This window comes from Amycolatopsis sp. FU40, from assembly GCF_021903635.1.
Taxonomy (GTDB): domain Bacteria; phylum Actinomycetota; class Actinomycetes; order Mycobacteriales; family Pseudonocardiaceae; genus Amycolatopsis; species Amycolatopsis dendrobii.
On record NZ_CP091381.1, the window covers coordinates 768,777 to 791,621 of the forward strand.

A 22,845-nucleotide genomic window follows, 5' to 3' on the forward strand; every position below is an offset into this window, starting at 1 on the left:
GGGAGGTAGCCGCTTTCGTGAATCCGCACACCCTCGACCGGCCGTTGCGCGTCCTGCGCGTCTGCCTGCACCTCCTGCTCGCCGGGCTGCTGGTGCTCGCCGTCGCGCGCGCGTTCGCCGACGGCCTGCCGCACGCGCCCGCGGTGCTGGCGGGCGCGCTGGTGATGGGCGGCGTCTACACCGCGGGCCCGCTGCTGCCTCGCGTCGGCCGGTTGCCGGGTGCGACGGCCGGATGGCTGGCCGTGCTGGGCGTCGCGTGGCTCGTGCTGCTGTGGCTCACACCGGACGGGGTGTGGCTGGCATTCCCGCTGTACTTCCTGCAAATGCACCTGCTGCCGACGCGCTGGGGTCCGTCCGTCGTCGCGCTGACCACCGTGCTGGCGATCGCCGGTTTCACGCGCCACCAAGGCGGATTCAGCGTCGGCGTGATCATCGGCCCGGCGCTCGGGGCCGCGGTCGCGATCGCCACCGTGCTCGGCTACCAGGTGCTCTACCGCGAAAGCGAGCAGCGGCGGCAGCTCATCGAGGAGTTGCGCGAGACCCGCAACGATCTCGCCGCGATGGAACACTCCGCGGGCGTCCTAGCCGAACGCGAACGCCTCGCGCGGGAAATCCACGACACCCTGGCACAGGGCCTGTCGAGCATTCACCTGCTGCTCCGCGCCGCCGAGCGCGCACTGCCGGACCGTCCGGACGCGGCGGTCCCGCACGTCACGCAGGCTCGGCAAGCCGCCCAGGACAACCTCGCCGAAGCCCGCCGCCTCGTCTACGCCCTCGCCCCGGTGGAACTGGAAGGCGCTTCCCTGCCGGCGGCTTTGGAACGCCTGTGCGCGACCACGCAGCAGCGCTCTGGCCTGACTGTCCACTTTCACCTCAGCGGCACCCCGTTCGACGTGCCGACCGCGTATGAGGTCGCCTTGCTGCGGATCGCCCAATCGGCACTGGCCAACACCGTCCGGCACGCCGCGGCCGGCCGGGCGGAGCTGACCTTGAGTTACATGGACACGAGCATCACCCTGGACGCCGTGGACGACGGCATCGGTTTCGACCCGCAGGAAGTACGCGGCGGCAGCGGCTTCGGCCTGCCCGCGATGCGCGCCCGCGCCCGCTCCCTCGGCGGCTCGTGGACCGTGGAATCCTCGCCCGGCAACGGCACCGCACTGGCCGTGAGCTTCCCCGTGGACCCGCGATGATCCGCCTCCTGCTGGCCGACGACCACCCCGTCGTCCGCGCCGGATTGCGCGCCGTCCTGGAAACCGAACCGGATCTGGAAGTCGTCGCGGAAGCCTCCTCCGCGGAAGAGGCCGTGCGGCTGGCGGCGGACGTGGACGTGGTGCTGATGGACCTCCAATTCGGCTCCGGAATGCACGGCTCCGAAGCCGCCGCGGCGATCACCGCGTCGGCCGACGCCCCGAAAGTCCTGGTCCTCACGACGTACGACACCGACGGCGACATCCTGGCCGCGATCGAAGCAGGCGCGACCGGGTACCTGCTGAAGGACGCCCCGCCCGAAGACCTCGCCGCCGCGGTGCGCAATGCCGCCGCCGGACAGACCGTGCTGGCCCCCGCGGTCGCCCACCGGCTGATGAACCGCATGCGCACCCCGGCGGCCGCGTTGTCGCCCCGGGAGATCGAGGTGCTGGGACTGGTCGCGGACGGGTTGTCGAATCTGGAGATCAGCAAACGGCTGTTTTTGAGCCAGGCGACGGTGAAATCGCATTTGGTGCACATTTACACGAAACTCGGAGTGGATTCCCGGACAGCGGCGGTGGCGGCGGGGAAGGCGCAGGGGCTGATCCGCCGCTGACAGCGGGCGTCCGGGGTTTCGGTCGCCGCGGCGGATCGCGGCCGGTTCGCGGCGCCGGACCTGGCTGACCGATCGCGCGCCGGATTCCCAGGCCGCCGCAGCCGCACCGCATCCAGGTGACGGGAGTAGTCCGGACAGCCCGGCCGGGCGACAATGCTCAGCGGGAGGAGGCGCGCCGATGACCCTGTTCGCGATGGCCGTCGTCCTTCTCGCGGGCCTGGCCGGACCGCTGCTGGCCACCCCGGAACGCGCCCGGATCCCGATCGTCGTCGGGGAAATCCTGCTCGGCGTGGCGGCCGGCCGGACCGGCTTCGGCTGGGTGGACGCCGGCGATCCGATCCTCTCTTTCGTGGCCTCCGCCGGGTTCGCGCTGGTGATGCTGGTCGCCGGCAGCCACGTGCCGTTGCGGGACCCGGCGTTGCGCGTCGCGGCCGGGCGAGGGGCGGTGCTGGCCGCGCTGGCGGGCGTGCTGTCGGCGCCCGCCGGATTCGGGGTGGCGGCGCTCGTCGGCACCGGGCACGGACTGCTGTACGCGGTCCTGCTCGCGTCCAGTTCCGCGGCGCTGGTGATGCCGGTGCTGAACGAGACGAAACTCGCCACACCGCCCGCACTGGCCTTGACCGTGCAGGTCGCGATCGCGGACACGGCGTGCATCGTGGCGCTGCCGCTGGCGGCCGCGCCGGAGCGGGCCGGGCGCGCGGCGCTCGGGGCGCTGGCGGTCGTCGCGGCCGGGGCGGTGTGGTTCGTCGTGCTGCGGTGGCTGCATTCCCGGGGCCTGGTGGACCGGGCGCACGACCTCAGCAAGTCCCGGCATTTCGGCCTCGAGCTCCGGATCGCGCTGATCGTCCTCTTCGGACTCGCCGGGCTGGCCCAGCTCGTCGGGGTGTCGGTGATGCTGGCGGGATTCGTCGCGGGTCTGGCGCTGGCCGCGGTCGGGGAACCCCGCCGCCTCGCCCGGCAGCTGTTCGCGGTGACCGACGGCTTCCTCGGGCCGGTGTTCTTCGTGTGGCTGGGCGCTTCGCTCGATTTGCGCGCGCTCGGCCAGCATCCGGTGATGCTCGTGCTCGCGGCGTTGATCGCAGCGGGTTCGGTGGTGGTCCACGGTGCGACGCGGCTGCTGGGACAGCCGTTTCCGCTGGCTTTGCTCGCAGGCGCGCAACTAGGGGTGCCGGTCGCGGCGGTCACCATCGGCACGAGCGAAAAATTGCTCGCTCCGGGCGAGGCCGGGGCGATTCTCGCCGCGGCGCTGATCAGCGTCGGGGTCACCGCGTGGGCAGCGTCCCGTGCTGTCCGCGATGCCGAATCGAGGGAGGCCTCATGAAGGAACATTGGAAAGACGAACCGGACGAGCATGATTATCCGGCAGCATTCGACTACCTCACCCTGGTCGCGCCCGAGGACACCGCGACCGGTCTGGTCGATCAGCTGAAGGAAGCGAAACTGACCCACCGCAAGGCGAAGGACATCCTGCGGGCCAGCAGGCTGAAGCTCCTGCCCGAGGACAACGCGCACGTCGCGAAGGACCTCGAGAAGGTCAAGGACGGCAAGGCGCTCTCGCCGGTCCTGCTCGTCCGCGGGCACGGCCATCCCGGGTTCGAGACGGCCGACGACCTGGTCGTCGCGGACGGTTACCACCGCGTGTGCGCTTCGTATCACCTCGACGAAAATGCCGACATTCCGTGCAAATTGATTTGAACGCCGCTTGGATTCCGAATTGATTGCGAAGCCCGGCCGTTCGTAACGCCTGCTCGTCGTTGTCGATCTTTCGATGCGAGATCGACGAGACAGGCGGAACAAGTGGACGAGCACAACATCGAGAGCCACCCGGACCTGATGGACCCGGATTGGCAGCGGCACGCCGAGAAGGAAGCCTGGACCGGCCTGCGCCGCGACCGCCGGCGGGCGCGGCGCAGGCTGGCCGCCATCTGGGGCGCGGTGGTGATCGTCGCGGCGGCGGCCGGGTTCTACCTGTGGCAGCGGGGGACGACTCCGGAGGAGGTCGCCGGAAGCGGTCCGGCTGTGCTCACGTCGACCACCACCGCGCCCGCGCCGACCGACCTTCCCGGCTACGGGCGCGTCGACCTGGCCCGGCCGTTCCTCAACACCCCGGCGCAGAACTGGCCCGAAGGCATCGCCGGGCTGAAGATCCCGGCCCCGGCGAAGGTCGGCGCGTTCTCCGCGAAGCAGGTCGGGGCGGCGCAGGAGCAGGTCAAGCACGCGGTCGAGGTCGCGCAGTTCGACAAGAACGTCCTCGAAGGGCATCACCCTGAGGGGTATGTCGGGCTCTTCGCGCCGGATCAGCGGGGCGACCTCACGGCCCACATCAGGCATTACGTGATCTACCTGGCCGAGGGGTACCGCCTGCTGCCCGTGCAGTCGAGGATGACCGGGAAGATGACCGTGCGGCCAGGCGAAACCGGCGAACTGCTGGTGCACGTCTCCTACGTGGTGGCCTACGCCTTCGATCCCGGCAGCCGCATCGTCAACGGGCCCGCCGACCTGGAGCCGTTCGTCCGGGTCGACACCGACTACATCCTGCGCAGCGGCTCGGGCTGGGCGCCGGGCGACCGCGGGCTGTGGGCCGGCGACGGCGGTTCGTTCTACACCAGCGTCGCGTGCCGCACCGGCAAGTCGGACGACCTCGCGCCCGCGTTCAGCGACCCGAACTACGACGCGCCCTCGATGAGCCCCCAGCCGGGCGAGTTCGACCCGGACAAACCGTTGCCCACCAAGGGAAACTGCGGCGAGTAACCAGGCCGGGAACCGAACGGGGGATTCTCTGGAACGCGCCAGGACGCGGCCCGGTACCATCAGTCGCGATGATCACGAATGTGTCTCGGCGGGCCGGGTCCGGCGCCGTCGCCCCGTGGCGGGTCGACGAGGTCGGACGGAAGGTGCGGCTGCGCGAGGTCCGCCCCGGCGACCAGCGCACCCTCGCCGGATTCGACCGGGACTCCGTCCGGGCGCGCGACCCGCAGGTCGGCGGTTACCGGCACTGGGCGACGCACCGGGGGCACTCCTCCCCGGACGGCTTCCACTTCGCGATCGAGACCCTGCACAACCGGACGCTGGTCGGCTCCGTGTGGGTCGAAACGGACCCGTTCTCCGGCCGGTTCAGCTACGGCGTCGGGATCGGCCCGCAGCACCGCCGCTGCGGTTACGCCGCCGACGCCGTCGCGCTGCTGCTGGCGTTCATGTTCGAGCGGTGCCGGTACCGGGCGTGCGAGGTGAGCGTCAACGGGAGCAACTTCGCTTCGCTGTCGCTGCACGGCGAGCTGGGCTTCCGGGAAGAGGGCCGGCTCCGCGACGCCGAGTTGCTGCGCGGGGAAGTCAAGTACCCCGTTCTCATGAGCATCACCGCCGAGCAGTTCGCGGAGCGTCACCTGGCACTCGCGGCCCGCGGCGCAGGCCGGTCCTCGTCGCGCGGGCGGCACTGGCGAGTCCAGCGCCCCGGACGGCACCGCCGCATCGCCTACTCCACGGGCGGCTAGCTCCCATTTCTCCAAGCGCCCGGGCCGCCTGAGCTGCGATGCTCACCGGGTGATCAAACGCATCATCGCCTACTCCGAAGGCGCCGACGACGCCGCGACCCGCGACTTCTACGTCCACGTCCTGGGGCTCGACGTCGCCATGGACTATCCCGCTCTCGGCCTCCGAAGCGGCGACAACCCGGCCGCGCAGGTGCTCGTCCTCCCGCCCGGAAGCACCGATCCCGTCCCTCGCTGGGGCATCGACCTCGGCGACCCCGAGGCGGTCGAAGCAGCCCACGCCGAGGTGGTGCGGCGCGGGCTGCGGGTGGTCTATCCGCTGACTGACGAGTCGTGGGGAGTGCGGCGGTTCTTTGCGGAGGATCCGGGCGGCAACGTCGTCAACGTGCTTGCCCACGTAACCGGCAGTTCGCGCACCGAATAAAAGATCGCGTTCTCCTTGAACTCCAAGCGATCCAGCGGGGCGGCCAGCGTCAGCGTCGGCACCCGTCGCCGCAACGTCGCGTACGCGACCTCCAGCTCCACCCGGGCCGGCGGCGCACCGAGGCAGAGGTGCCGCCCATAGCCGAACGCGACGTGGTGGCGAGCGGACCGGCGGATGTCGAAGCGGCCGGGGTCCGGGAAGACCAGCGGATCCCGGTTCGCGCGACGTGCCTCGGTGTGCGTGATCGACAAGTAGCGCAACAGTTCCTCCGCCGGGCCGGACACATCGCTGAACTGCTCCGGGTGCGTCAGCAACACGGCCGTGCCCAACGCGATCATGGCTGCGGTGGTGTCGTGACCGGCGACGAGAAGAAGTTGCCCCAGCACGGCAATGGAACGCGGGGACATCGCTTCCCGTTGCTCGACGGGCAGCTTGCTGAGCAAACCCGGCTCGGCGGCCTCCGTGGCGACGAGCCCTTCCAGATACGCATTCAGCTCTTGGCTGGCCGTGACAGCCCGCGTCGGGTCCGGGTCGTCCATGACGAGCGTGCGGGCCACGCTCTGAAAGAAATCGCGATCCGCGCAAGGGACGCCGAGCAGTCCGCGGATCACCAGCGAGGGGAGCGGCGCCGCGAACGCCTCGACCAGATCGGCCGGATTCGGTCCGGCGAGCATTCCGTCAAGGAGATCGTCGGCTAATCGCTGAATGCGCGGCCGCAGCGCCGCCATTTTCCGGACGGTGAATTCCGGGGCCAGGATCCGCCGCTGCGCGGTGTGCTCCGGCGGATCCATCTGCATCAACGTCTTCATCCGCGCGTCGCGCGCCTTGCTGATCGCGTTGGTGTGCGGAAAACCAGGCTGCGCGACGTCGGCGCTGACCCGCGGATCCGCCAGCACCGCACGGACATCGGCATACCGGGTGATCAGCCAGGGCTCGCTGCCGTCCCACAGCCGGACCCGCGACACCGGCGGCCGCGTCGTCAATCCGGGCGCGGGATCGAAGGGGCACCGTGGCGCACGCGCCATCGGGAAGGTTTCCTCGTCGCTCATGCGGACTCCTCGCGTCGGCTTGCCTGGAGTCGCAGCATGGCCGCCCGGGAGGCCACGGCAATCAGGCAAAACGGACGTGAGGTGTGTCACGGACTGAGAACTCCGGTCTGTCCGGCGGCGGCCGCGGCGAAGGACGCCGTCAGCCAGGCCGGGTCGGTGATCGCGGTGCCGACGACTACGGCGGCGGCTCCGCGAGCGAGCGCGGCTGCTGCCGAGTCCGGCCTGTGGTAGCGGCCTTCGGCGATGACCGGCGTGGCCGGCAGTGCTTTCCGCAAGGCCGCGACCAGGTCCAGGTCCGGCCCGTCCCGATGCGGCGAATTGCCGGTGTATCCGGAAAGGGTGGTCGCGACGAGGTCCGCTCCCGCCTCGGCCGCGGCGATTCCTTCGTCCACAGTGGACACGTCGGCGAGCACGAGTCCGCCGCGACCGTGCGCGGCGGCGACGAGGTCCGCGAAAGCCGATCCGTCCGGGCGCGGCCGCGAGGTGCCGTCGGCGGCGACGACGGCCGCGCCCGCGTCGAGCACGGCGTGCGCGGCGGCGACGGTCGGCGTGATGTAGACGCCTTCCGTGCCGTCCTTGGTGAGCCCGAGCACCGGGACGTCCACCGCGGCGCGGACGGCGGCCACGTCCGGCACGCCGCCGACGCCTCCGCACCGGATCGCCGCGGCGCCGCCGCGAACGGCGGCCTGTGCCATGCGGACGATCGTCGGCGTGTCCCGCAACGGATGTCCTTCGGGCGCCTGGCACGAAACGATCAGCCTGCCGTGGATCGTGCGGACGAATTCTTCCCGCGTCAAGCGCATTCCGCGGTTCCTTCCTCGAGTGCCAGGAGCGCCAGCAACGCGGCGCCGAGGACGGGCGCGTCGGCGCCCAGCCGCGCCGATCGCACCTCCGCCGGACGGCCCGCCGGGCGGACTTCTGCCCGCAGGGCCTCGGCTGCTGCCTGGACGAACGGCTCGCCGAGTCCGAGCCCGGCGCCTCCGCCGAGGACGACCGCGTCGACGTCGACGGCGGTGACGAACCCGCTCAGCGCCCTTCCCAGGATCCGGCCCGCTCCCGCCACGACCGCGGCGGCGTCCGGCTCGCCTGCCCGCATCCGCCTCGCGATCTCCGGCAGCGGCACTGGTTCGCCGCCGGCCCTGGCGGAATACGCGGCCGCGACGGCAGGCCCGGCGACGCTCGCTTCGAGGTGGTCGTACCGGCCGCAGCCGCATGGCCGCGCGCCGCGTTCCGGCGTCAGCAAATGCGCTATCTCCCCGGCGCTCCCGTGGTTGCCGTGCACGAGAACGCCGTGCCGGACAAGGGCTCCGCCGAGACCGGTGCCGACTGAGACGTACAGGACGAGGCCGTCCGGTTTCCCTTCGGTCCGGCAGGACTCGCCGTACGCCATCGCTCGCACGTCGTTGTCGACCGCGACCGGCACGCCGAACTCCCCGGACAACCGCTCTCGGACGGGCGCGCCTGCCCAGCCGGGCACCACGTCCGTCGCCGACACGACCGTCCCGTCGCGGACGATGCCGGGCGAGCCGACCCCGATCGCCGAGAACGGCCCGGCCAGTTCGCGCAGCATCGTCGCCACCGTGTCCAGCACCGCCGCGGAACCGCCGTCCGGCGTGGGCCTGCGGAGCATCCGCACGACCTCGCCGTCGTCGACGAGTCCCGCGGCGATCTTGGTGCCGCCGATGTCCACGCCCGCGGTCGTCGTCACAGCAAGCCGCTTTCGGCGAGCCGCGTCCGGACCCGATCGATTTCGCCCGCGTCAAGAGGGATCTGCGGGGGAGCGGTGAGCGGATCGCCGATGACGCCGAGCAGATGCAGCGCCGCCTTGAAGGCGCCGAGCGCCGACGAGCCGCGGCCCATGCGGGCGGCGGACCCGGCGTTGACGAGGTCGAACAGCCGGATCAGCCGTTCCTGTTCCTTCGCCGCGGCATCCCATTCGCCGGCGACGCAATGCCGGTACAGCCGGACGTAGCCGTGCGGATCGACATTGCCGAGTCCGGGCACCACGCCGTGCACCCCCATGCGCAGCGCAGTGTCCACTGTGGTCTCGGAACCGGTCAGCACGCTGAACGAAGGCGCGCTGTCGCGGGTCGCGAGCGTCACGGACCGCATGGCCGCCTCGTCGCCGCTGGAATCCTTCAGCCCGGCCAGCACGCCGTCGGCGGCCCAGCCGCACAGCAGGTCCGCGGTCAGCTTCGTGTGCACCGAAACCGGGAGGTCGTAAGCGAAAACCGGGACCGGGCTCCGCTGGGCGACCAGCCGGAAATGGCGGTCGATCTCGGCCGGGTGGGTGCGCGTGTAGAAGGGTGCGGTGACGACGACGGCGTCGCAGCCCGCGGCGGCCGCCGTCCGCACCTGGTCGAGCACGCGCAGCGTGGTCATGTCGATGGCGCCGGCCAGCACCGGGACCTGCCCGGCCGCGCGGGCGACCGCCACCTCCAGCACGGTGCGCCGGTGCGCATCGGGCAGGAAGGCGGTCTCGCTGGTGGAGCCGAGCACGAAGAGCCCGTCGACCCCTGCGTCGAGAAGGTGGTCGAGGAGGCGTTCCAGCGAGGGCACGTCGACCTCGCAGCCCGCGGTGAGCGGGGTGCAGACCGGCGGGACGACGCCGTGCAGCGGTGCGGTGATCACAGGGTTTCCTTGCGGTTCGAGGACGGGCGGTTCAGCGGGCGGTCGCGGCGGCGGAACGGGTCCGGCCGTCGACGGCGTCGGCGGTCCAGGCGGCGTCCGGGCGCAGCAGCCGCTGGATCCGGGTCGGGGCGTCGATCGCGATGAGGATCAGGACGACGAAGGTGAGGGAGAACGACAGCACGGCCAGCGCGGTGCCGAGGGTGAGGTGGGTGGCCAGGCTCGCGCCGAACACCGGGGCGACCGCGCCGCCGAGCGCGCCGACGTTGTAGGTGAACCCGAGGCCCGCCGCGCGGTGCCGGACGTCGAAGTACCCGGCGATCCACTTGGGCAGCAGGCCGGAGATGCCCTGGCCGAACACCTGCTGCAGGAACAGCAGCACGCCGAGCAGGACGAGCTGCTGCCCGCCGAGCGCGAACACCGGGAAAATCAGCACCTGGGAGATCAGCAGGCTGACCCAGTAGGCGCGGGCGGTGCCGAAGCGGTCGCCGGTGAACCCGGCCACCCAGCAGCCGGCCGCGGCGCCCAGGCCCGCGAAGAACAGGACGGTGCTGGTCTGCGCCGGGCTGTAGCCGAGGCTGGTCTTGAGGTAGGTGGGCAGCAGCGACTGGATCGGCCACGAGTACAGGAACGCGCAGAACACGATCACCATCACGGTGATCCCGGTCGGCCAGCGGCGGCCGGAGAACTGCACCATGTAGGAGACGAACACCGCGGCGGCGGCGACCGCGAGCGGGATCACCAGTGCCGCGGAATCCGCGATCCCGGTGAAGATCAGCACGAGCGACGTCAGCGCGACGGCGGCGAGCGCGAGGTTGACGGCCGCGCGGCGGCCGCGGAACAGGATGTCGAGCACCGTCGGTTCGCCGGTGTTCCCGGCTTCGGTCCAGTCCCGCGCCTCGGGGAGGCTCCGGCGCAGCCAGACCGCGACCGCGATCGGGGCCAGCCCGATGCAGAACAGCGCGCGCCAGCCCCAGGCGGGCACGACCAGTTCGTAGGCTCCGGCCGCCACGACGGTGCCGATCGAGTACCCGGAGATCAGGAACCCGCTGGCCTTGTTGCGCAGGTGCTGCGGCCAGGACTCGATCACGTAGGTGGAGCTGGCTCCGTACTCGCCCGCCATGCCGAGGCCGATGACCAGCCGCGCCGCGAACAGCACCCCGTAGGACGGCGCGAGCCCGCAGGCGAGGGTGCCCGCGGAGAACAGCACGATCGAGACGATCATCGCGCTGCGCCTGCCGTACCGGTCGCCGAGCGCGCCGATCACCAGCCCGCCGACCCAGCGCGAGACGAACGCCGCCGAGATCAGCGCGGCTCCTTCCGCGGTGGTCAGCTGGAAGGTGTCCTTGACCTCGGTCAGCACGAGCGTGATGAGGACGAAGTCGAATCCGTCGAGCAGGTAGCCGAGCCAGGCGGCGGCGAACGCCTTCCACTGGCCGCGGTCGATCTGGCGGTACCACCGCGCGGGCGGCTCGGCGTGCGTCATTGCTCCTCCAGGACCGGCGCTTGAGGTTGGACGTTGGACGTCCAACGTTGTGCGGTAGAGTAGGCACACGCAGGGTCCGAAGTAAAGGGCGTCTTCCGGAAATGAGGTTGCGATGACCCGAGCCACCGCAGGCAGGCCGCGCCCGGCGCACGGCGATCCGCTCGCCGCCGAGATCCTGCGGCTGATCCGGGAGCTGGGCCTGCGGGCAGGCGATCCGATGCCGACCGAACTGGAACTCATCGACCGGCTCGCGGTATCGCGGAACACGGTCCGGGAAGCGATCCGCGGCTTGCGCGCGCTGGGCATCGTCGACATCCGGCACGGCCACGGCACGTTCGTCGGGGAGGGTTCGCTCGCCGTGCTCGCGCCCTCGCTGGTGTTCCGCACGCTGGCCGACGGGGGAGCGGGCGGTCTGCTCAACCTGGTCGACATCCGCGAACTCGTCGAGGTCGGGACGATGGACGTCCTGGCCGGCGCGTTCAGCGACGAGACGCTGGCGCGGCTGGAGGGCCTCTGCGACGAGATGATCCGGACGTCGCTGGACCCGGCAGTCGACCGCGAATTCCACCGCACCCTGTACGCCGGCTTGGCCAACCCGCTGGTGGGGCAGCTCGTGGACCTGTTCTGGGACTCCTACCACTCCGCCGAATCCGAGCTCACGCTGCCGGCCGACGCGGCGAACGTCGCGCATACCGCCGAGCAGCACCGCGCGATCGTGAAGGCGCTGCGCGCGGGCGACGCGGCGCGGGCCCGGACCGCGATGACCGAGCATTTCGCCGACATCAGGGCGCGGCTCGCCCGGGCCGGCGGATAAGCCCGGCGCTCGCGCTCGCCGCGACGGCCGCGGACCGGGTGCGCGCTCCGAGCGATGACTCGCGCGGAAACATCGACGGCGCGCTGAGCGGCGCCGGTGATGCCGGTCAGCGGACTTCGAACGTGTCCAGATCGCGTGCCACCGCGACGGGACCGGGGAACGTTTCCCGGGCGGTCGCGACGAGGCGCCGCGGGTCGACCGCGTCGAGGTGGTTGGGGACCACGTGGCTCAGCACCAGCCGGCGGACCTCGGCCTGACGGGCGACCCCTCCGACTGCCGTGTGCGGGGTGTGGGACTCCCGCAGGTGCCGGGCGATGCCCTCGCGCTTCGGGCCGGCGGGCAGGGTGGCGAGCATGGCGTCGAGGTCGATGACCTCGTGCACCAGCAAGTCCGCTCCCCGCGCCAAGGCGATGAGGTTGCCCGAAACCGCGGTGTCGCCGCTGATCACGACCGAGCCGTGCGCGCTGTCGAACCGGAACGCGAACGCGGGGTAGCAGAGCCGGTGATCCACCAGGGTCGCGGTGACGCGCACGAGGTCGTCGGCGTACACCTCGAACGGTTCGACCGGCGGATGACGGCACGTCACCGGATCCGCGCCCGCGTGCTCGGGGATCGCGATGTCCCGGGGCCGGATCCATTCTTCCGGCGCGGAGCGGCCCTCGTCCGCCATGCGCACGGCGACGTCCGGGCCGTAGACGCCTTCCAGGAGCGCGGCCACCACGTCTTGCGTTCCCGACGGTTTCCGGTTGCCGCACACCGCGTCGATGCGCTGCGCTCGGGCGTCGTCCTCCGCGGGGAACCGGGACGGCGCGGCGGGTCCGACCACCTCGACGGGGCGGGCGAACGACTCGCCCGGCACCTGCCATCCGGTGACGAGGAACGCGCCGAGATCGTAGATGTGATCGGAGTGCAGGTGCGTCAGGAACACGGCGCGCAGCTGTTCCCAGCCGGCCGCGGCGCGATAGTTCCGGACCGATCCCATCCCGCAGTCGACAACGTAGGCGGCGCCGTCGACGGTGACCAAGGTGCTGATGCCCGCTCGGCCCTGGGAGACCACGGGGCCTCCGCCGGTGCCCAGCGTGACCACTCGCATCCCGTTGCCTGCCGGGAATTCTCCGTCCCGGGGCCCGGTGTCGGGGGGTGCCGGCATGAGCGTTGCCTCCGCGGTCGGTGATGCGCCCACGCTATGGTGCCGGCGGTGCGGTCGGCAAGGCATCGCTCCGGTGTCCTCATCGGACTGACCGGAGCCGCCGGGGTTTCTCCAGGGCCACTGCACGTGCGGCCCCTTCGGCGGAGTCGGGAGGGCAGAGGATCGGCCCGCCGGAGCGCCTGACCGCCCACGGCGGTTATGGTCGAGCAAACGGCCGCGGGCCGGTACATCGTCGTGCGGGGGAGTCGAGTGAGCAATCCGTTGGTCGCGCCGGTCAAGGACTCGACGACGGCGTTGTCCGGGATACCGTTGCTCGAGGACGCGGAGACGCTGAAGCAGGGCATCGAGAGCAAGAACTGGGCGTCGGTGGCGATCGGCGCGGTCGGGACCGCGCTGGACGTGCTGACCGCGGTGATGGACCCGTTCGGCGCGATCCTCGCCGCGGGCGTGGGCTGGCTGATGGAGCACGTCGGCCCGTTGAAGGAAGCGCTCAACGCGCTGACCGGCAACGCGGACGAGATCAAGTCCCAGGCCGAGACGTGGACGAACGTCGCCAAGGAACTCGAGGGCATCTCGGCCGAACTGGGCGAGCTGATCAAGAAGGACCTGGAGAGCTGGCAGGGCGAGGCCGCGGACGCCTACCGGAAGCGGGCCGGGGACACGTCCGCGCTGATCGCCAGCGCGCAGAAGGGTTCCGAGGGCGCGGCCAGCGGGGTGAAGACCGCGGGCGAAGTGGTGGCCGCGGTGCGAACGCTGGTGCGCGACACGATCGCGGACCTGGTCGGGCACCTGATCTCGTGGGCCTTGCAGGTGCTGTTCACCGCGGGGATCGGGATGGCGTGGGTGGTGCCGCAGGTCGTCACCGCGGTCGCCAAGACCGCCTCGACCATCGCCAAGGTCACCTCGAAGCTCGTCAAGGCGCTCAAGGCGCTGATCCCGCTGCTGAAGAAGGCCGGGACGCTCTTCGAGGACGCGGGCAAGGCGCTGAAGGGGCTCAAGAGCGGCAAGGGCGGCGCGACGCACACGCCCAAGGACATCAACGTCAAATCCGAGAAGCCGAAGGGCGGCTCGAAAGACAACGAGAGCACCACAGCCTCCGGCGACCACAGCGGCGGGCATGGCGGCGGCGAGCGCGGCGGGGACACGCACACCTCCGGCGACCCCAACCCGCCGAAGGACCACAAGCCTGAGACCAGGGACGAAAACACCTCGGCCGCGGGCTCGCGGGAGGACGTCGGGGGGACGGACGGTTCGCGCGGGGGAACGCGCGACCGGGACGGCGGCAACTCGATCAAGAAGAACAACCAGCCGCCCGCGGAGAACTCGACCCCCGGCTACTGCCGTCCGGGCAGCGGCGACCCGATCGACATGACCACCGGGCGGATGATGCTGCCCGAGACCGACCTCGTGATCGCCGGTGCGCTGCCGCTGGTGCTGCAGCGCATGCATTTCTCCACCTACCGCGCCGGATTCCGGTTCGGCCGCACGTGGGCGTCCACTGTGGACCAGCGGCTCGAGATCGAGGACGGGGAGATCGGCTTCGCCGCCGAGGACGGCACGTTCCTCGTCTACCCGGTGACCGAAGGCGCCGCGCTCCCGGTCAGCGGGCCGTACTGGCCGCTCAAGCGTTCGCCCGAAGGCGGCTACGTCATCGAACAGCACGACCTGCAGCGGATGCTGTACTTCGCGCCCGACGGCAACGGACGGCTGCCGCTGACGGCGATCTTCGACAACGACGGGCACCGGATCCACTTCTGCCACGACGAAGACGGACTCCTCGCCGAGATCCGGCATTCGGGCGGCGCCCGCATCGGCGTCGAAACCGCGGCGGGGCTGGTCACCGCGCTCACTCTGCTGGGCGAGGACAACGCGGCCGAGCGGGTCGAACTGGTCCGCTACCGCTACGACCGCGAACTCCGGCTGACCGAGGTGATCAACTCCTCCGGCCAGTCGATGCGCTACGGCTACGACGGACTGGGCCGCGTCGTGCGGTGGACCGACCGCAACGGCCGCTCGTACGAATTCGTCTACGACGAGCAAAGCCGGTGCGTGTCGGGCAGCGGGACCGAGGGACACCTCGCCTACACCTTCGCTTACGACAGCGAGGCGCGCGTCAGCACCGCGACCGATTCGCTCGGCAACACCACCGAATTCCACCTGAACGCGAACTTCCAGATCGTGCGCCACGTGAGCCCGCTCGGCGGGGTCACGCGCTACGAATGGGACCGCTTCGATCGCATCGTCTCCCAGACCGACGAGCTGGGCCGCACCTCGCGGTGGGAGTACGACGAACAGGGCGACCTGGTGGCGTACACGTTCCCGGACGGCGCGCGCCGCCTGTTCGAGTACTCCGAGCACCGGCTGCTGTCCACTGTGGAGCCCGACGGCGCCGTGTGGCGGCAGGAGTACGACGAGGAAGGGCGGCTCGCCGCGGTGCACGGCCCGCTCGGTGCGACCGTCCGCTACACCGTCGGCGAGGACGGCGCGGTGCGCAGGTCCGTCGACGAGCTGGGCAATCTCACGAGGATCGAGTCCGACGCCTTCGGCAGGCCCGTCACGGTCACCGACCCGCTGGGCGCCGTCACGCGCACCTCGTACGACGCGATGGGCCGGGTGGTCTCCGAGACCGACGTGCTCGGCGGCACCACCGAGTACGCGTGGACGGTCGAGGGCCGCGGCTGGCGGCGGACCGCGCCGGACGGGTCCGTGCAACGCCGGGTCTACGACGGCGAGGGCAACGTGCGGGAGGAGATCGACGAGCTGGGCGGCGTCACCCGTGTCGACTACGGTGCCTTCGATCTCCCGATCACCCAGATCATGCCGGACGGCAGCCGCCTTCAGGTCGAGTACGACACCGAGTTGCAGATGATCGCCGCCACCAACGGCGAGGGCCAGACCTGGCGGTTCGAGTACGACGGCGAAGGGCGCGTGGTCCGCGAAGCCGACTTCGACGGGCGAGTGCTGACCTACGCCTACGACGCCGCGGGACAGCTCGTCTCGCGCACCAACGCACTCGGCAGCGTCACCACCTATGCCTACGATCTGCGTGGCAACCTCGTCGAGAAGCGCACTGAAGACGATGTCAGCCGCTACGCCTACGACGCAGCCGGGCGCATGGTGCGCGCCGTGAACGCCAGCGCCGACGTCTCGTTCACCTACGACGCTCTCGGCCGGGTGGTGGCCGAGACCGTCGACGGCGAGACGGTCACGACCGGCTACGACCTCGCGGGCAACCTCGTGCACCGGCGAACCCCTTCGGGGGTGGAGAGCCGTTGGGACTACGACGGCCGGGGCGCGCCCGAGTCGCTTGCCGCGGGCCCGCGCACGCTCCGGTTCCGCCACGACGCGGCGGGCCGGGAGATCTGGCGCGGGCTCGGCGCCGCCGAGCTGACTCAGGAATGGGACGCGCGATACCGGTTGCGCAGCCAGACCGTCGCCACCGGACCGGCCGCCATCGCGCAGCGCCGCGTCTACGAATTCCGGGCCGACAGCGCCATTTCCGCCGTCGAGGAACTGCTGGGCGGCCGGCGCGAGTTCACGCTCGACCGGATGGGCCGCGTCCTCGCAGTGCAGGGCCCGAACGGCCCGGAGCAGTACCGGTACGATCGTGCCGACGCCGTGGCACTGCCGGACAAGCGCGCCGGTGAGTTCGACGCGCAGGGCAGGCTCGTCAGCCGCGAGGGCTGGACGTACGAGTGGAACGGCGAAGACCGGCTCGTCGGCGCGACGTCCCCGGACGGGCAGCAGTGGCGGTACCGCTACGACGCGCTCGGCCGCCGCGTCGCGAAGCAGCGCCTCGACGGCGAAACGGTCGTGTTCGAGATCCGTTTCGTGTGGAGCGACGACCTGCTCGTGGAGCAGATCGAAGCGACGCCGTCGGGCCGCGCGCGCAGCACCACGTGGGAGTGGCATCCGGACGACGAAACCCCGGTGGCGCAGACGGATCGCACGTATGACGGCGAAGCTTGCGTCGACGACCGTTTCCACGCGATCGTCGCGGACTTCCTCGGCGCGCCCGCCGAACTGGTCGACGAAACCGGCCAGATCGCCTGGCACCGCGACGAAACGCTGTGGGGCGTGCCCCGCTCGGCTCCGTCCGGCCCGTCGACGCCGCTTCGGTTCCCCGGCCAGTACCTCGACGCCGAGACCGGACTGCACTACAACCGCCACCGCTATTACGACCCCGGCACCGCCCGCTACCTCAGCGCGGACCCGCTCGGGCTCGACGGCGGGCTCGACCCGCACGCGTACGTGCGCAACCCGCTCACCTGGAGCGACCCGCTCGGCCTCGCGGGCGGGTGCAAGAAGAACAAGCTCGACCTGCGGAACGGCAAGGAACGGAAGGGACAGACCGGCACCACGCCCTCAGGGCTGAGCTATGGCCCGATGAAACGGGGCGGGCGCGGGGAGAAGAGCCGGGTCGACCACGTGGACCTGCACACCGACAACGTTCCGGGCAAGGCCGAACACGGGGTTTTCGGCACCCGCAACGGAAACGCGTGGAGCAAGGACAAGGCCGTCAAGGTCACCGACTCCGCTTGGCGAAGGGTCAAATCGGGCGACCCGCGCATCACGAAGGAAGTGCAGGGCGACCGGACGGTCTATATGGTTCCGATGGACAAGAAGGTCGGTTACATCGACGAGCGCGTCCCGGAGCGCGGCCCATTCGACCACAACACCGGCCGCGCCGAGATCATCCGGAACGAGCGGGGCGACATCCAGTACCAGCGGGAGAACGGGAACTATGTCCGGGAGCCGCACGACCTCGACCACCTCAGGATCGTGGTCGACAAGAAGGGCAACGTGATCACCTCCTACCCCGACCGCGTCCGCGACTACTGAGCCGCGGCGGCGGGGCGAGCCGGCCGCAGCCGGCACGCACCGCACTGATCGCGCGGGAACGGCTCGTGCGCCAGTCTCGCCGGAGACAGGCGGCCACCGGCCGGCTCGCGTCTCCGGCGGCCGGCGTTCAGGCGGGCACGTGCGTACGGGCGAGTCGCCGCCGGCGGTGAGCGGCCATGCGGACCGGGGCGTCGGTCCAGCCGTAGCCGTCGTGGCCGCCGAGGCGCTGGACCAGCGCGAGGAACACCCGGCCGCCGAGTACTTCGGTGCAGGCTTGCAGGTAGTCGCCTTCGGCGGTGTGTTCGTGCAGCACGCCGAGTTCCCGGTAGGCGGCGAGCCGGCCGGCGGGCAGGTCGAGGCGGGCGTCGAGGTCGGCGTAGTAGTTGTCCGGGACGGCCAGCAGGGGAGCGCCGGCGGCGCGGGCGGCTTGGGCCGCGGCGAGAAGGTCGTCGACGGCGAGGGCGATGTACTGCGGTTCGGACACGCCGGGCGCCCATTCGCCGCGGCGCAGCAGGGAAACCGTGAGCGCCAGCCGGATCCGGCGGTGCGGGTCGGCGACCGCTCGGCTGCGGACGAGGCCGAACGGCGCGGCGAATTCGCCGGCCGCGGCGGGTTCTAGGCCGAGCACGGTGCGGTAGAACAGGGCTGCTTCGTCGAAGTGGTCGAAGGGCTGTGCGAGTCCGATGTGGTCGATGCCGGTGATCCCGATGCCGTCGGCGGTTGCGCCGGTGGGCACGAAGTCGCCGGTCCAGTCGTCCTCGTTTCCGGTGCGGCAGAAGAACAACGCTGTTCCGTCCGGCGCGGTGACCGCGGCGAGGTCCGCTTCGGCGGGGCCCTGTTCTCGCGGCAGGCGTTTCGCGTCGAGCCGGATGGCCCGGCGGGCGGCCGCAGCGGGGTCGGCGGATTCGACGGCGAGGGCAGCGACGGCTGCCGGGCCGCCGGAGCGGTTGACGAGGATCCGTGCGGCGCCTTGTTCCCAGCGTTCCACGGGTTTGGTGCGGTGGGTTCCGGTGCGCGCGAAGCCGAGTGCGGACAGGACCGGGGCGAGGGAATCGTCGGCGGAGAGTTCGACGAAGGCCGGTCCGCGGACAACCGGTGCGGGCTGGGCGATCGGATCGGGGGCCGAGGTGGCCTCGGCGAGCGCGAGCAGGGAGCGGTGCGCGTCGATCGCGGCGCGGTCGGGATCGGCTTGGCGGAAGACGTCGTTGAACACCTCGAGCGAGAGCGGTCCGGCGTATCCGGCGGCGAGCACGGGGGCGAGGAATCCGGGCAGGTCGAACGCGCCTTGCCCGGGGAAGAGCCGGTGGTGGCGGCTCCACTGCAGCACGTCCATCGACAGATGCGGCGCGTCGGCGAGCTGGAGGAAGAACAGCTTGTCGCCGGGAATACCCGCGATGGCGGCGGGGTCCGAGCCGCGCGAGAGGATGTGGAAGCTGTCCAGGCACAGGCCGACCGCCGGGTGGTCAGCGCGGCGCACGGCCTCCCAGGAACGGTCGTAAGTGGACACTTCCTTGCCCCAAGCCAGTGCCTCGTAAGCGATCCGCAGCCCGCGGGCGCCGGCTCGTTCGCCGAGTGCGTGCAGTTGCCCGGCGAGGCGGTCGAGGTCGGCGACGGCGTCGTGCGCCACCGAGGAGCAGACGAGCACGGTGTCGGCGCCGAGTTCTTCCATGAGGTCGAATTTGCGTTCCGCGCGGCGCAGGTTCGCCGCGAACCGGTCCGGGTCGGTGGAGTCCAGGTCGCGGAAGGGCTGGTAGAGGTCGATCGACAAGCCGAGGTCGGCGCAGCGCAGCCGGACCTCGCCGGGCGGCATGGGGGAGGCGACGAGGTCGGGCTCGAAGATCTCGACGCCGTCGAATCCGGCGGCCGCGGCGGCGGACAGCTTGTCGTCGAGCGTTCCGGAGAGGCAGACGGTGGCGATTCCGGTGCGGAGTTCACGCGACACGGCTGGCGCCTCCCGAGGTCTCGGCTCCGACCAGTTCGGTGAGGTGCCGCAGCATCCGCGCCGGATCGGGTTCGCGGCCGCAGAACAGTTTCAGCGCGGCGGCGGCTTGGTGCACCGCCATCGGGCTGCCGTCGAGGGTGCGGCAGCCGAGCGCGCGGGCGGCGCGCAGCAGCGGGGTCTCCAGCGGCCGGTAGACGATCTCGGCGACCCAGAGTTCCTTGCGCAGCAACGAAATCGGCAGCGGCAAGCCGGGATGCCCGGCCATGCCGACCGGGGTCGCGTGCACCAAGCCGTCGGCTTCGGAAAGCTCGCGCTCGAGACCGTTCCCGGCCCGCGCCCGATCGGCTCCGAACCGCGCGGTGAGGTCGTCGGCGAGCCGGATCGCGCGGGTGGCGTCGGTATCGAGCACGGTGAGCGATTCGGCGCCGAGCTTCAGCAGCGCGTGCGCGGCGGCCGCACCCGCTCCGCCCGCGCCCAGCAGCACGACTCGGCGAAGCGGCGCGTCGGGCAGACCGGCGACGAAGCCGTCGCGGAATCCGGACCAGTCGGTGTTGTGCCCGACCGCGCGCTGGCCGTCGAAGACGACGGTGTTGACCGCGCCGATCGCCGCCGCGTCCGGCGACAGTTCGTCCAGCTGCGGGATCACCAGCTGCTTGCACGGATGCGTGACGTTGACGCCGGACAGGCCCTCCTCGCGCGCCTGGGCGATCAGATCGCCGACGGCGTCGGCCGGAATGCCGAGCGCGTCGAGGTCGAACCGGGCGTAGGTGCACTCCAGGCCGAGTGCGCGCGCCTCGCGCTCGTGCAGCGCGGGAGAGAGCGACGGGCCGATTCCGGTCCCGACGAGGCCGGTCAGCAGCCGGCCGGGCACGATGCGGTCGGGGGACATGCGCACGGCTCCTCGCTGTCAATGAATGTACTAGTTAGTTACTTGTACCGTGTCGGGGCGCGAAAGGGAAGCGGCGGCCGGATATCCTCGGCCAGGTGAGCCGAGCAGCGAGGACGATCCCGTGAGCGCCGAGCCCTCCGACGCGCCGGAGCGGCAGCGGGACGCCGAACGCACCCGTGCCGAGATCCTCGACGTCGCGACCGGCGAGTTCGCCGACCGCGGCTACGACGGCGCCAGGGTCGACGAGATCGCCGCCCGCACCAGGACCACCAAGCGGATGATCTACTACTACTTCGGCAGCAAAGAGGGCTTGTACGTCGCCGTCCTGGAGCGCGCCTACCAGGGCATCCGGGCGCTGGAGCAGCAGCTGGACGTCGATCACCTCGACCCCGCGCGCGCCATGCGGGCGCTGGCCGAGCTGACCTTCGACCACCACGAATCGCATCCCGCGTTCATCCGGCTGGTCGGCATCGAGAACATCCACCACGCGGAGCACCTGCGGACCTCGCCGATCCTGCCCGGGCTCGCCGCGCCCGCGGTCGACGTGCTCGCCGGCATCCTGGAACGCGGCCGCGCCGCCGGGTTGTTCCGCGACGACGTCGACGCGCTCGACGTGCACATGATGATCAGCGCGTTCTGCGTCTTCCGGACCGCCAACCAGCACACCTTCCAGGTCATTTTCGACCGTGACCTGCTGGATCCCGCGCGCCGCGACCACTACCGGCGCATGCTGGGAGACCTGGTTCTCGAGTACCTGACCGCGCACGTCGGGCGGGCCTGACCGGACCGGATCGCGGCGAAGGGCTTGACACGCCCGCGGCGGCTAACTCACTATCCGGTACATAACCAGCCGGGACATTCCGGCCGGACGGACCCGTCGACCGCCGCCGCGGTCATCAAGGAGGCTGACGTGGACGACGCTGTCCCGCGCCAGGAGCACGATCCCGCATCGCCGGGCGCCGCTCGCCGCACCCCACGCCAGGCGGCTGTGTCGTCGTGGATCGGCAGCGCATTGGAGTACTACGACTTCTTCATCTACGGCACCGCCGCGGCGCTGATCTTCCCGAAGGTCTTCTTCCCGGCAGGCAACGCCGCGACCGCGACGATCGCCTCGCTCGCCACGTTCGGCGTCGCCTACGTCGCCCGTCCCGTCGGTTCGTTCATCCTCGGGCATCTCGGCGACACGCTGGGCCGCAAACGCGTGCTGCTGCTGACCTTGCTCGGCATGGGCACCGCGACCTTCCTGATCGGCGTCCTGCCCGGCTACGGCACGATCGGCGTCGCCGCGCCGATCCTGCTGGTCGCGCTGCGCCTCGTGCAGGGGCTCGCGGTCGCCGGCGAACAGTCCAGCGCCGGATCGGCCACGCTGGAACACGCGCCGCCGGGCAAACGCGCCTACTTCACCAGTTTCACCCTCGCGGGCACGCAGTTCGGCCTGATCCTGGCGACCGCGGTGTTCCTCCCGCTGTCCTCGATGCCGACCCCCATGCTGCTGTCCTGGGGCTGGCGGATCCCGTTCCTGCTCAGCGCGCTGGTCACGGTCGTCGGCTGGTGGATCCGGCGGTCGATGCGGGAAAGCCCGGAATTCGCCGCCGCGCGCGAGCAGAACGCCGTGCCGAAGGCTCCGCTGCTGGTGCTCCTGCGGCACCACACGCCCGACGTGCTCAAGATCGTGGTGAGCGCGCTGATCTCGGTCACCAGCACGATCGTCAGCATCTATTCGCTGACCTACGGGGTGTCCACGATCGGCCTGTCCCGCAGTTCGATGCTGTGGATGATCATGCTGAGCAACGTGGTCGCGCTGGCCGCCATTCCGTTGTGGGGCAAGGCAGGCGACCGGTTCGGCCGCAAACCCGTCTTCGCTGTCGCCGCGCTGGGCGTCGCAGTGCTGATCTGGCCGTTCATCTGGGCGGTCAGCCAGGCGAACGTGGTGCTGGTGTTCGCGCTCGGGATCCTGTTGTCGGGAGTCGTGTACAGCGCCTACGGCGGGGTCGGCTATGCCTTGTGGACCGAGCAGTTCGGCACCAAGGTGCGGATGTCCGGGGTCGCCGTCGGCACGCAACTGGGCTTCGCGCTCGGCGGGTTCGCGCCGTCCATCGCCGCGGCATTCGCCGGTTCTGATCTGAAGAACTGGCTGCCGGTCGCCGGGCTGACCGCCGGGGCGGCGTTGGCGGCGGGGCTCGCGGTGCTGACCATGCGCGAAACCTGCCGGGTTCCGTTGGCGGAGCTGGGAAAGCGAGCGCCGCGCGCGGTCGCGGACAGCAGCACAGTGGCTGCCTGACGCGTTCGCCGCGAAGGGCGAGGAGTCCCAGCGGGAAGACTCCTC

The 22,845-nt window shown here is 71.1% G+C and carries 19 protein-coding genes; 11 read left to right on the forward strand and 8 right to left on the reverse strand.

The annotated features are described in order from the left end of the window. The first annotated feature begins 17 nt into the window (after positions 1-17). The 7 genes from L3Q65_RS04845 to L3Q65_RS04875 all read left to right on the forward strand — a co-directional run bounded on the left by L3Q65_RS04845 (position 18) and on the right by L3Q65_RS04875 (position 5,719). Positions 18-1,193: a sensor histidine kinase gene (locus tag L3Q65_RS04845; RefSeq protein ID WP_237598880.1), complete on the forward strand. Its 1,176-nt coding sequence runs from the start codon at positions 18-20 to the stop codon at positions 1,191-1,193. After that, entirely contained in the window at positions 1,190-1,807 is a 618-nt protein-coding gene (locus tag L3Q65_RS04850; RefSeq protein WP_182896602.1) for a response regulator transcription factor, read from the forward strand. Before L3Q65_RS04845 ends, L3Q65_RS04850 begins: the two co-directional genes overlap by 4 nt. Before the next feature lie 178 nt (positions 1,808-1,985). Continuing rightward, the gene (locus L3Q65_RS04855) at positions 1,986-3,128 is read left to right on the forward strand and encodes a cation:proton antiporter (protein ID WP_182896601.1); all 1,143 of its coding nucleotides are present in this window, start codon (positions 1,986-1,988) and stop codon (positions 3,126-3,128) included. Continuing rightward, positions 3,125-3,502, forward strand: a complete 378-nt coding sequence (locus L3Q65_RS04860) for a hypothetical protein (protein WP_182896600.1) — start codon at positions 3,125-3,127, stop codon at positions 3,500-3,502. The genes L3Q65_RS04855 and L3Q65_RS04860 overlap by 4 nt, the downstream gene beginning before the upstream one ends. Positions 3,503-3,604: 102 nt before the next feature. Next, complete coding sequence (locus L3Q65_RS04865) at positions 3,605-4,558, forward strand: hypothetical protein (RefSeq protein WP_237598881.1); 954 nt, start codon at positions 3,605-3,607, stop codon at positions 4,556-4,558. Positions 4,559-4,701: 143 nt separating this feature from the next. After that, the gene (locus L3Q65_RS04870) at positions 4,702-5,298 is read left to right on the forward strand and encodes a GNAT family N-acetyltransferase (protein ID WP_182896630.1); all 597 of its coding nucleotides are present in this window, start codon (positions 4,702-4,704) and stop codon (positions 5,296-5,298) included. A gap of 49 nt (positions 5,299-5,347) precedes the next feature. Further along, on the forward strand, positions 5,348-5,719 hold the full coding sequence (locus tag L3Q65_RS04875; RefSeq protein ID WP_182896598.1) for a VOC family protein: 372 nt from the start codon (positions 5,348-5,350) through the stop codon (positions 5,717-5,719). Here L3Q65_RS04875 and L3Q65_RS04880 read toward each other — a convergent pair. From L3Q65_RS04880 to L3Q65_RS04900, 5 genes are all read right to left on the reverse strand, one after another. Continuing rightward, positions 5,608-6,768 carry a cytochrome P450 gene (locus tag L3Q65_RS04880; RefSeq protein ID WP_237598882.1) on the reverse strand — a complete coding sequence of 387 codons (1,161 nt, stop codon included), beginning with the start codon at positions 6,766-6,768 and terminating at the stop codon, positions 5,608-5,610. The two genes, L3Q65_RS04875 and L3Q65_RS04880, sit on opposite strands and share 112 nt — an antisense overlap. A gap of 86 nt (positions 6,769-6,854) precedes the next feature. After that, entirely contained in the window at positions 6,855-7,571 is a 717-nt protein-coding gene (locus tag L3Q65_RS04885; protein WP_237598883.1) for a putative N-acetylmannosamine-6-phosphate 2-epimerase, read from the reverse strand. Continuing rightward, the gene (locus L3Q65_RS04890; RefSeq protein WP_237598884.1) at positions 7,562-8,476 is read right to left on the reverse strand and encodes an ROK family protein; all 915 of its coding nucleotides are present in this window, start codon (positions 8,474-8,476) and stop codon (positions 7,562-7,564) included. The genes L3Q65_RS04885 and L3Q65_RS04890 overlap by 10 nt, the downstream gene beginning before the upstream one ends. After that, positions 8,473-9,399, reverse strand: coding sequence for a dihydrodipicolinate synthase family protein (locus tag L3Q65_RS04895; protein WP_182896594.1), 927 nt, complete (start codon positions 9,397-9,399; stop codon positions 8,473-8,475). Before L3Q65_RS04895 ends, L3Q65_RS04890 begins: the two co-directional genes overlap by 4 nt. A gap of 31 nt (positions 9,400-9,430) precedes the next feature. After that, positions 9,431-10,882, reverse strand: a complete 1,452-nt coding sequence (locus L3Q65_RS04900) for an MFS transporter (protein ID WP_182896593.1) — start codon at positions 10,880-10,882, stop codon at positions 9,431-9,433. Between the two features lie 112 nt (positions 10,883-10,994). On the opposite strand from L3Q65_RS04900, the gene L3Q65_RS04905 reads away from it, so the two are divergent. Beyond that, positions 10,995-11,696, forward strand: coding sequence for a FadR/GntR family transcriptional regulator (locus L3Q65_RS04905; protein WP_182896592.1), 702 nt, complete (start codon positions 10,995-10,997; stop codon positions 11,694-11,696). Between the two features lie 106 nt (positions 11,697-11,802). Here the strand turns inward: L3Q65_RS04905 and L3Q65_RS04910 are convergent, their stop codons facing one another. Next, complete coding sequence (locus L3Q65_RS04910) at positions 11,803-12,846, reverse strand: MBL fold metallo-hydrolase (RefSeq protein ID WP_220508701.1); 1,044 nt, start codon at positions 12,844-12,846, stop codon at positions 11,803-11,805. 249 nt (positions 12,847-13,095) lie between these two features. On the opposite strand from L3Q65_RS04910, the gene L3Q65_RS04915 reads away from it, so the two are divergent. Continuing rightward, the gene (locus tag L3Q65_RS04915; protein WP_237598885.1) at positions 13,096-17,688 is read left to right on the forward strand and encodes an RHS repeat-associated core domain-containing protein; all 4,593 of its coding nucleotides are present in this window, start codon (positions 13,096-13,098) and stop codon (positions 17,686-17,688) included. 127 nt (positions 17,689-17,815) lie between these two features. Here the strand turns inward: L3Q65_RS04915 and L3Q65_RS04920 are convergent, their stop codons facing one another. Further along, complete coding sequence (locus L3Q65_RS04920; RefSeq protein WP_237598886.1) at positions 17,816-19,630, reverse strand: sugar phosphate isomerase/epimerase and 4-hydroxyphenylpyruvate domain-containing protein; 1,815 nt, start codon at positions 19,628-19,630, stop codon at positions 17,816-17,818. Then, the gene (locus tag L3Q65_RS04925) at positions 19,620-20,519 is read right to left on the reverse strand and encodes a shikimate dehydrogenase (protein ID WP_237598887.1); all 900 of its coding nucleotides are present in this window, start codon (positions 20,517-20,519) and stop codon (positions 19,620-19,622) included. The genes L3Q65_RS04920 and L3Q65_RS04925 overlap by 11 nt, the downstream gene beginning before the upstream one ends. A 121-nt stretch (positions 20,520-20,640) precedes the next feature. Between L3Q65_RS04925 and L3Q65_RS04930 the strand changes: the two genes are divergently transcribed. Further along, positions 20,641-21,300 carry a TetR/AcrR family transcriptional regulator gene (locus L3Q65_RS04930; RefSeq protein ID WP_182896588.1) on the forward strand — a complete coding sequence of 220 codons (660 nt, stop codon included), beginning with the start codon at positions 20,641-20,643 and terminating at the stop codon, positions 21,298-21,300. 129 nt (positions 21,301-21,429) lie between these two features. Then, complete coding sequence (locus tag L3Q65_RS04935) at positions 21,430-22,800, forward strand: MFS transporter (protein ID WP_237598888.1); 1,371 nt, start codon at positions 21,430-21,432, stop codon at positions 22,798-22,800. Positions 22,801-22,845: the final 45 nt, after the last annotated feature.

Bases quoted from the DNA above. Each gene is read 5' to 3' on its own strand.
- L3Q65_RS04925 (WP_237598887.1), bottom strand. From the start codon at position 20,519: ATGTCCCCCGACCGCATCGTGCCCGGCCGGCTGCTGACCGGCCTCGTC.
- L3Q65_RS04855 (WP_182896601.1), top strand. From the start codon at position 1,986: ATGACCCTGTTCGCGATGGCCGTCGTCCTTCTCGCGGGCCTGGCCGGA.
- L3Q65_RS04885 (WP_237598883.1), bottom strand. From the start codon at position 7,571: ATGCGCTTGACGCGGGAAGAATTCGTCCGCACGATCCACGGCAGGCTG.
- L3Q65_RS04910 (WP_220508701.1), bottom strand. From the start codon at position 12,846: ATGCCGGCACCCCCCGACACCGGGCCCCGGGACGGAGAATTCCCGGCA.
- L3Q65_RS04850 (WP_182896602.1), top strand. From the start codon at position 1,190: ATGATCCGCCTCCTGCTGGCCGACGACCACCCCGTCGTCCGCGCCGGA.
- L3Q65_RS04905 (WP_182896592.1), top strand. From the start codon at position 10,995: ATGACCCGAGCCACCGCAGGCAGGCCGCGCCCGGCGCACGGCGATCCG.
- L3Q65_RS04860 (WP_182896600.1), top strand. From the start codon at position 3,125: ATGAAGGAACATTGGAAAGACGAACCGGACGAGCATGATTATCCGGCA.
- L3Q65_RS04900 (WP_182896593.1), bottom strand. From the start codon at position 10,882: ATGACGCACGCCGAGCCGCCCGCGCGGTGGTACCGCCAGATCGACCGC.
- L3Q65_RS04880 (WP_237598882.1), bottom strand. From the start codon at position 6,768: ATGAGCGACGAGGAAACCTTCCCGATGGCGCGTGCGCCACGGTGCCCC.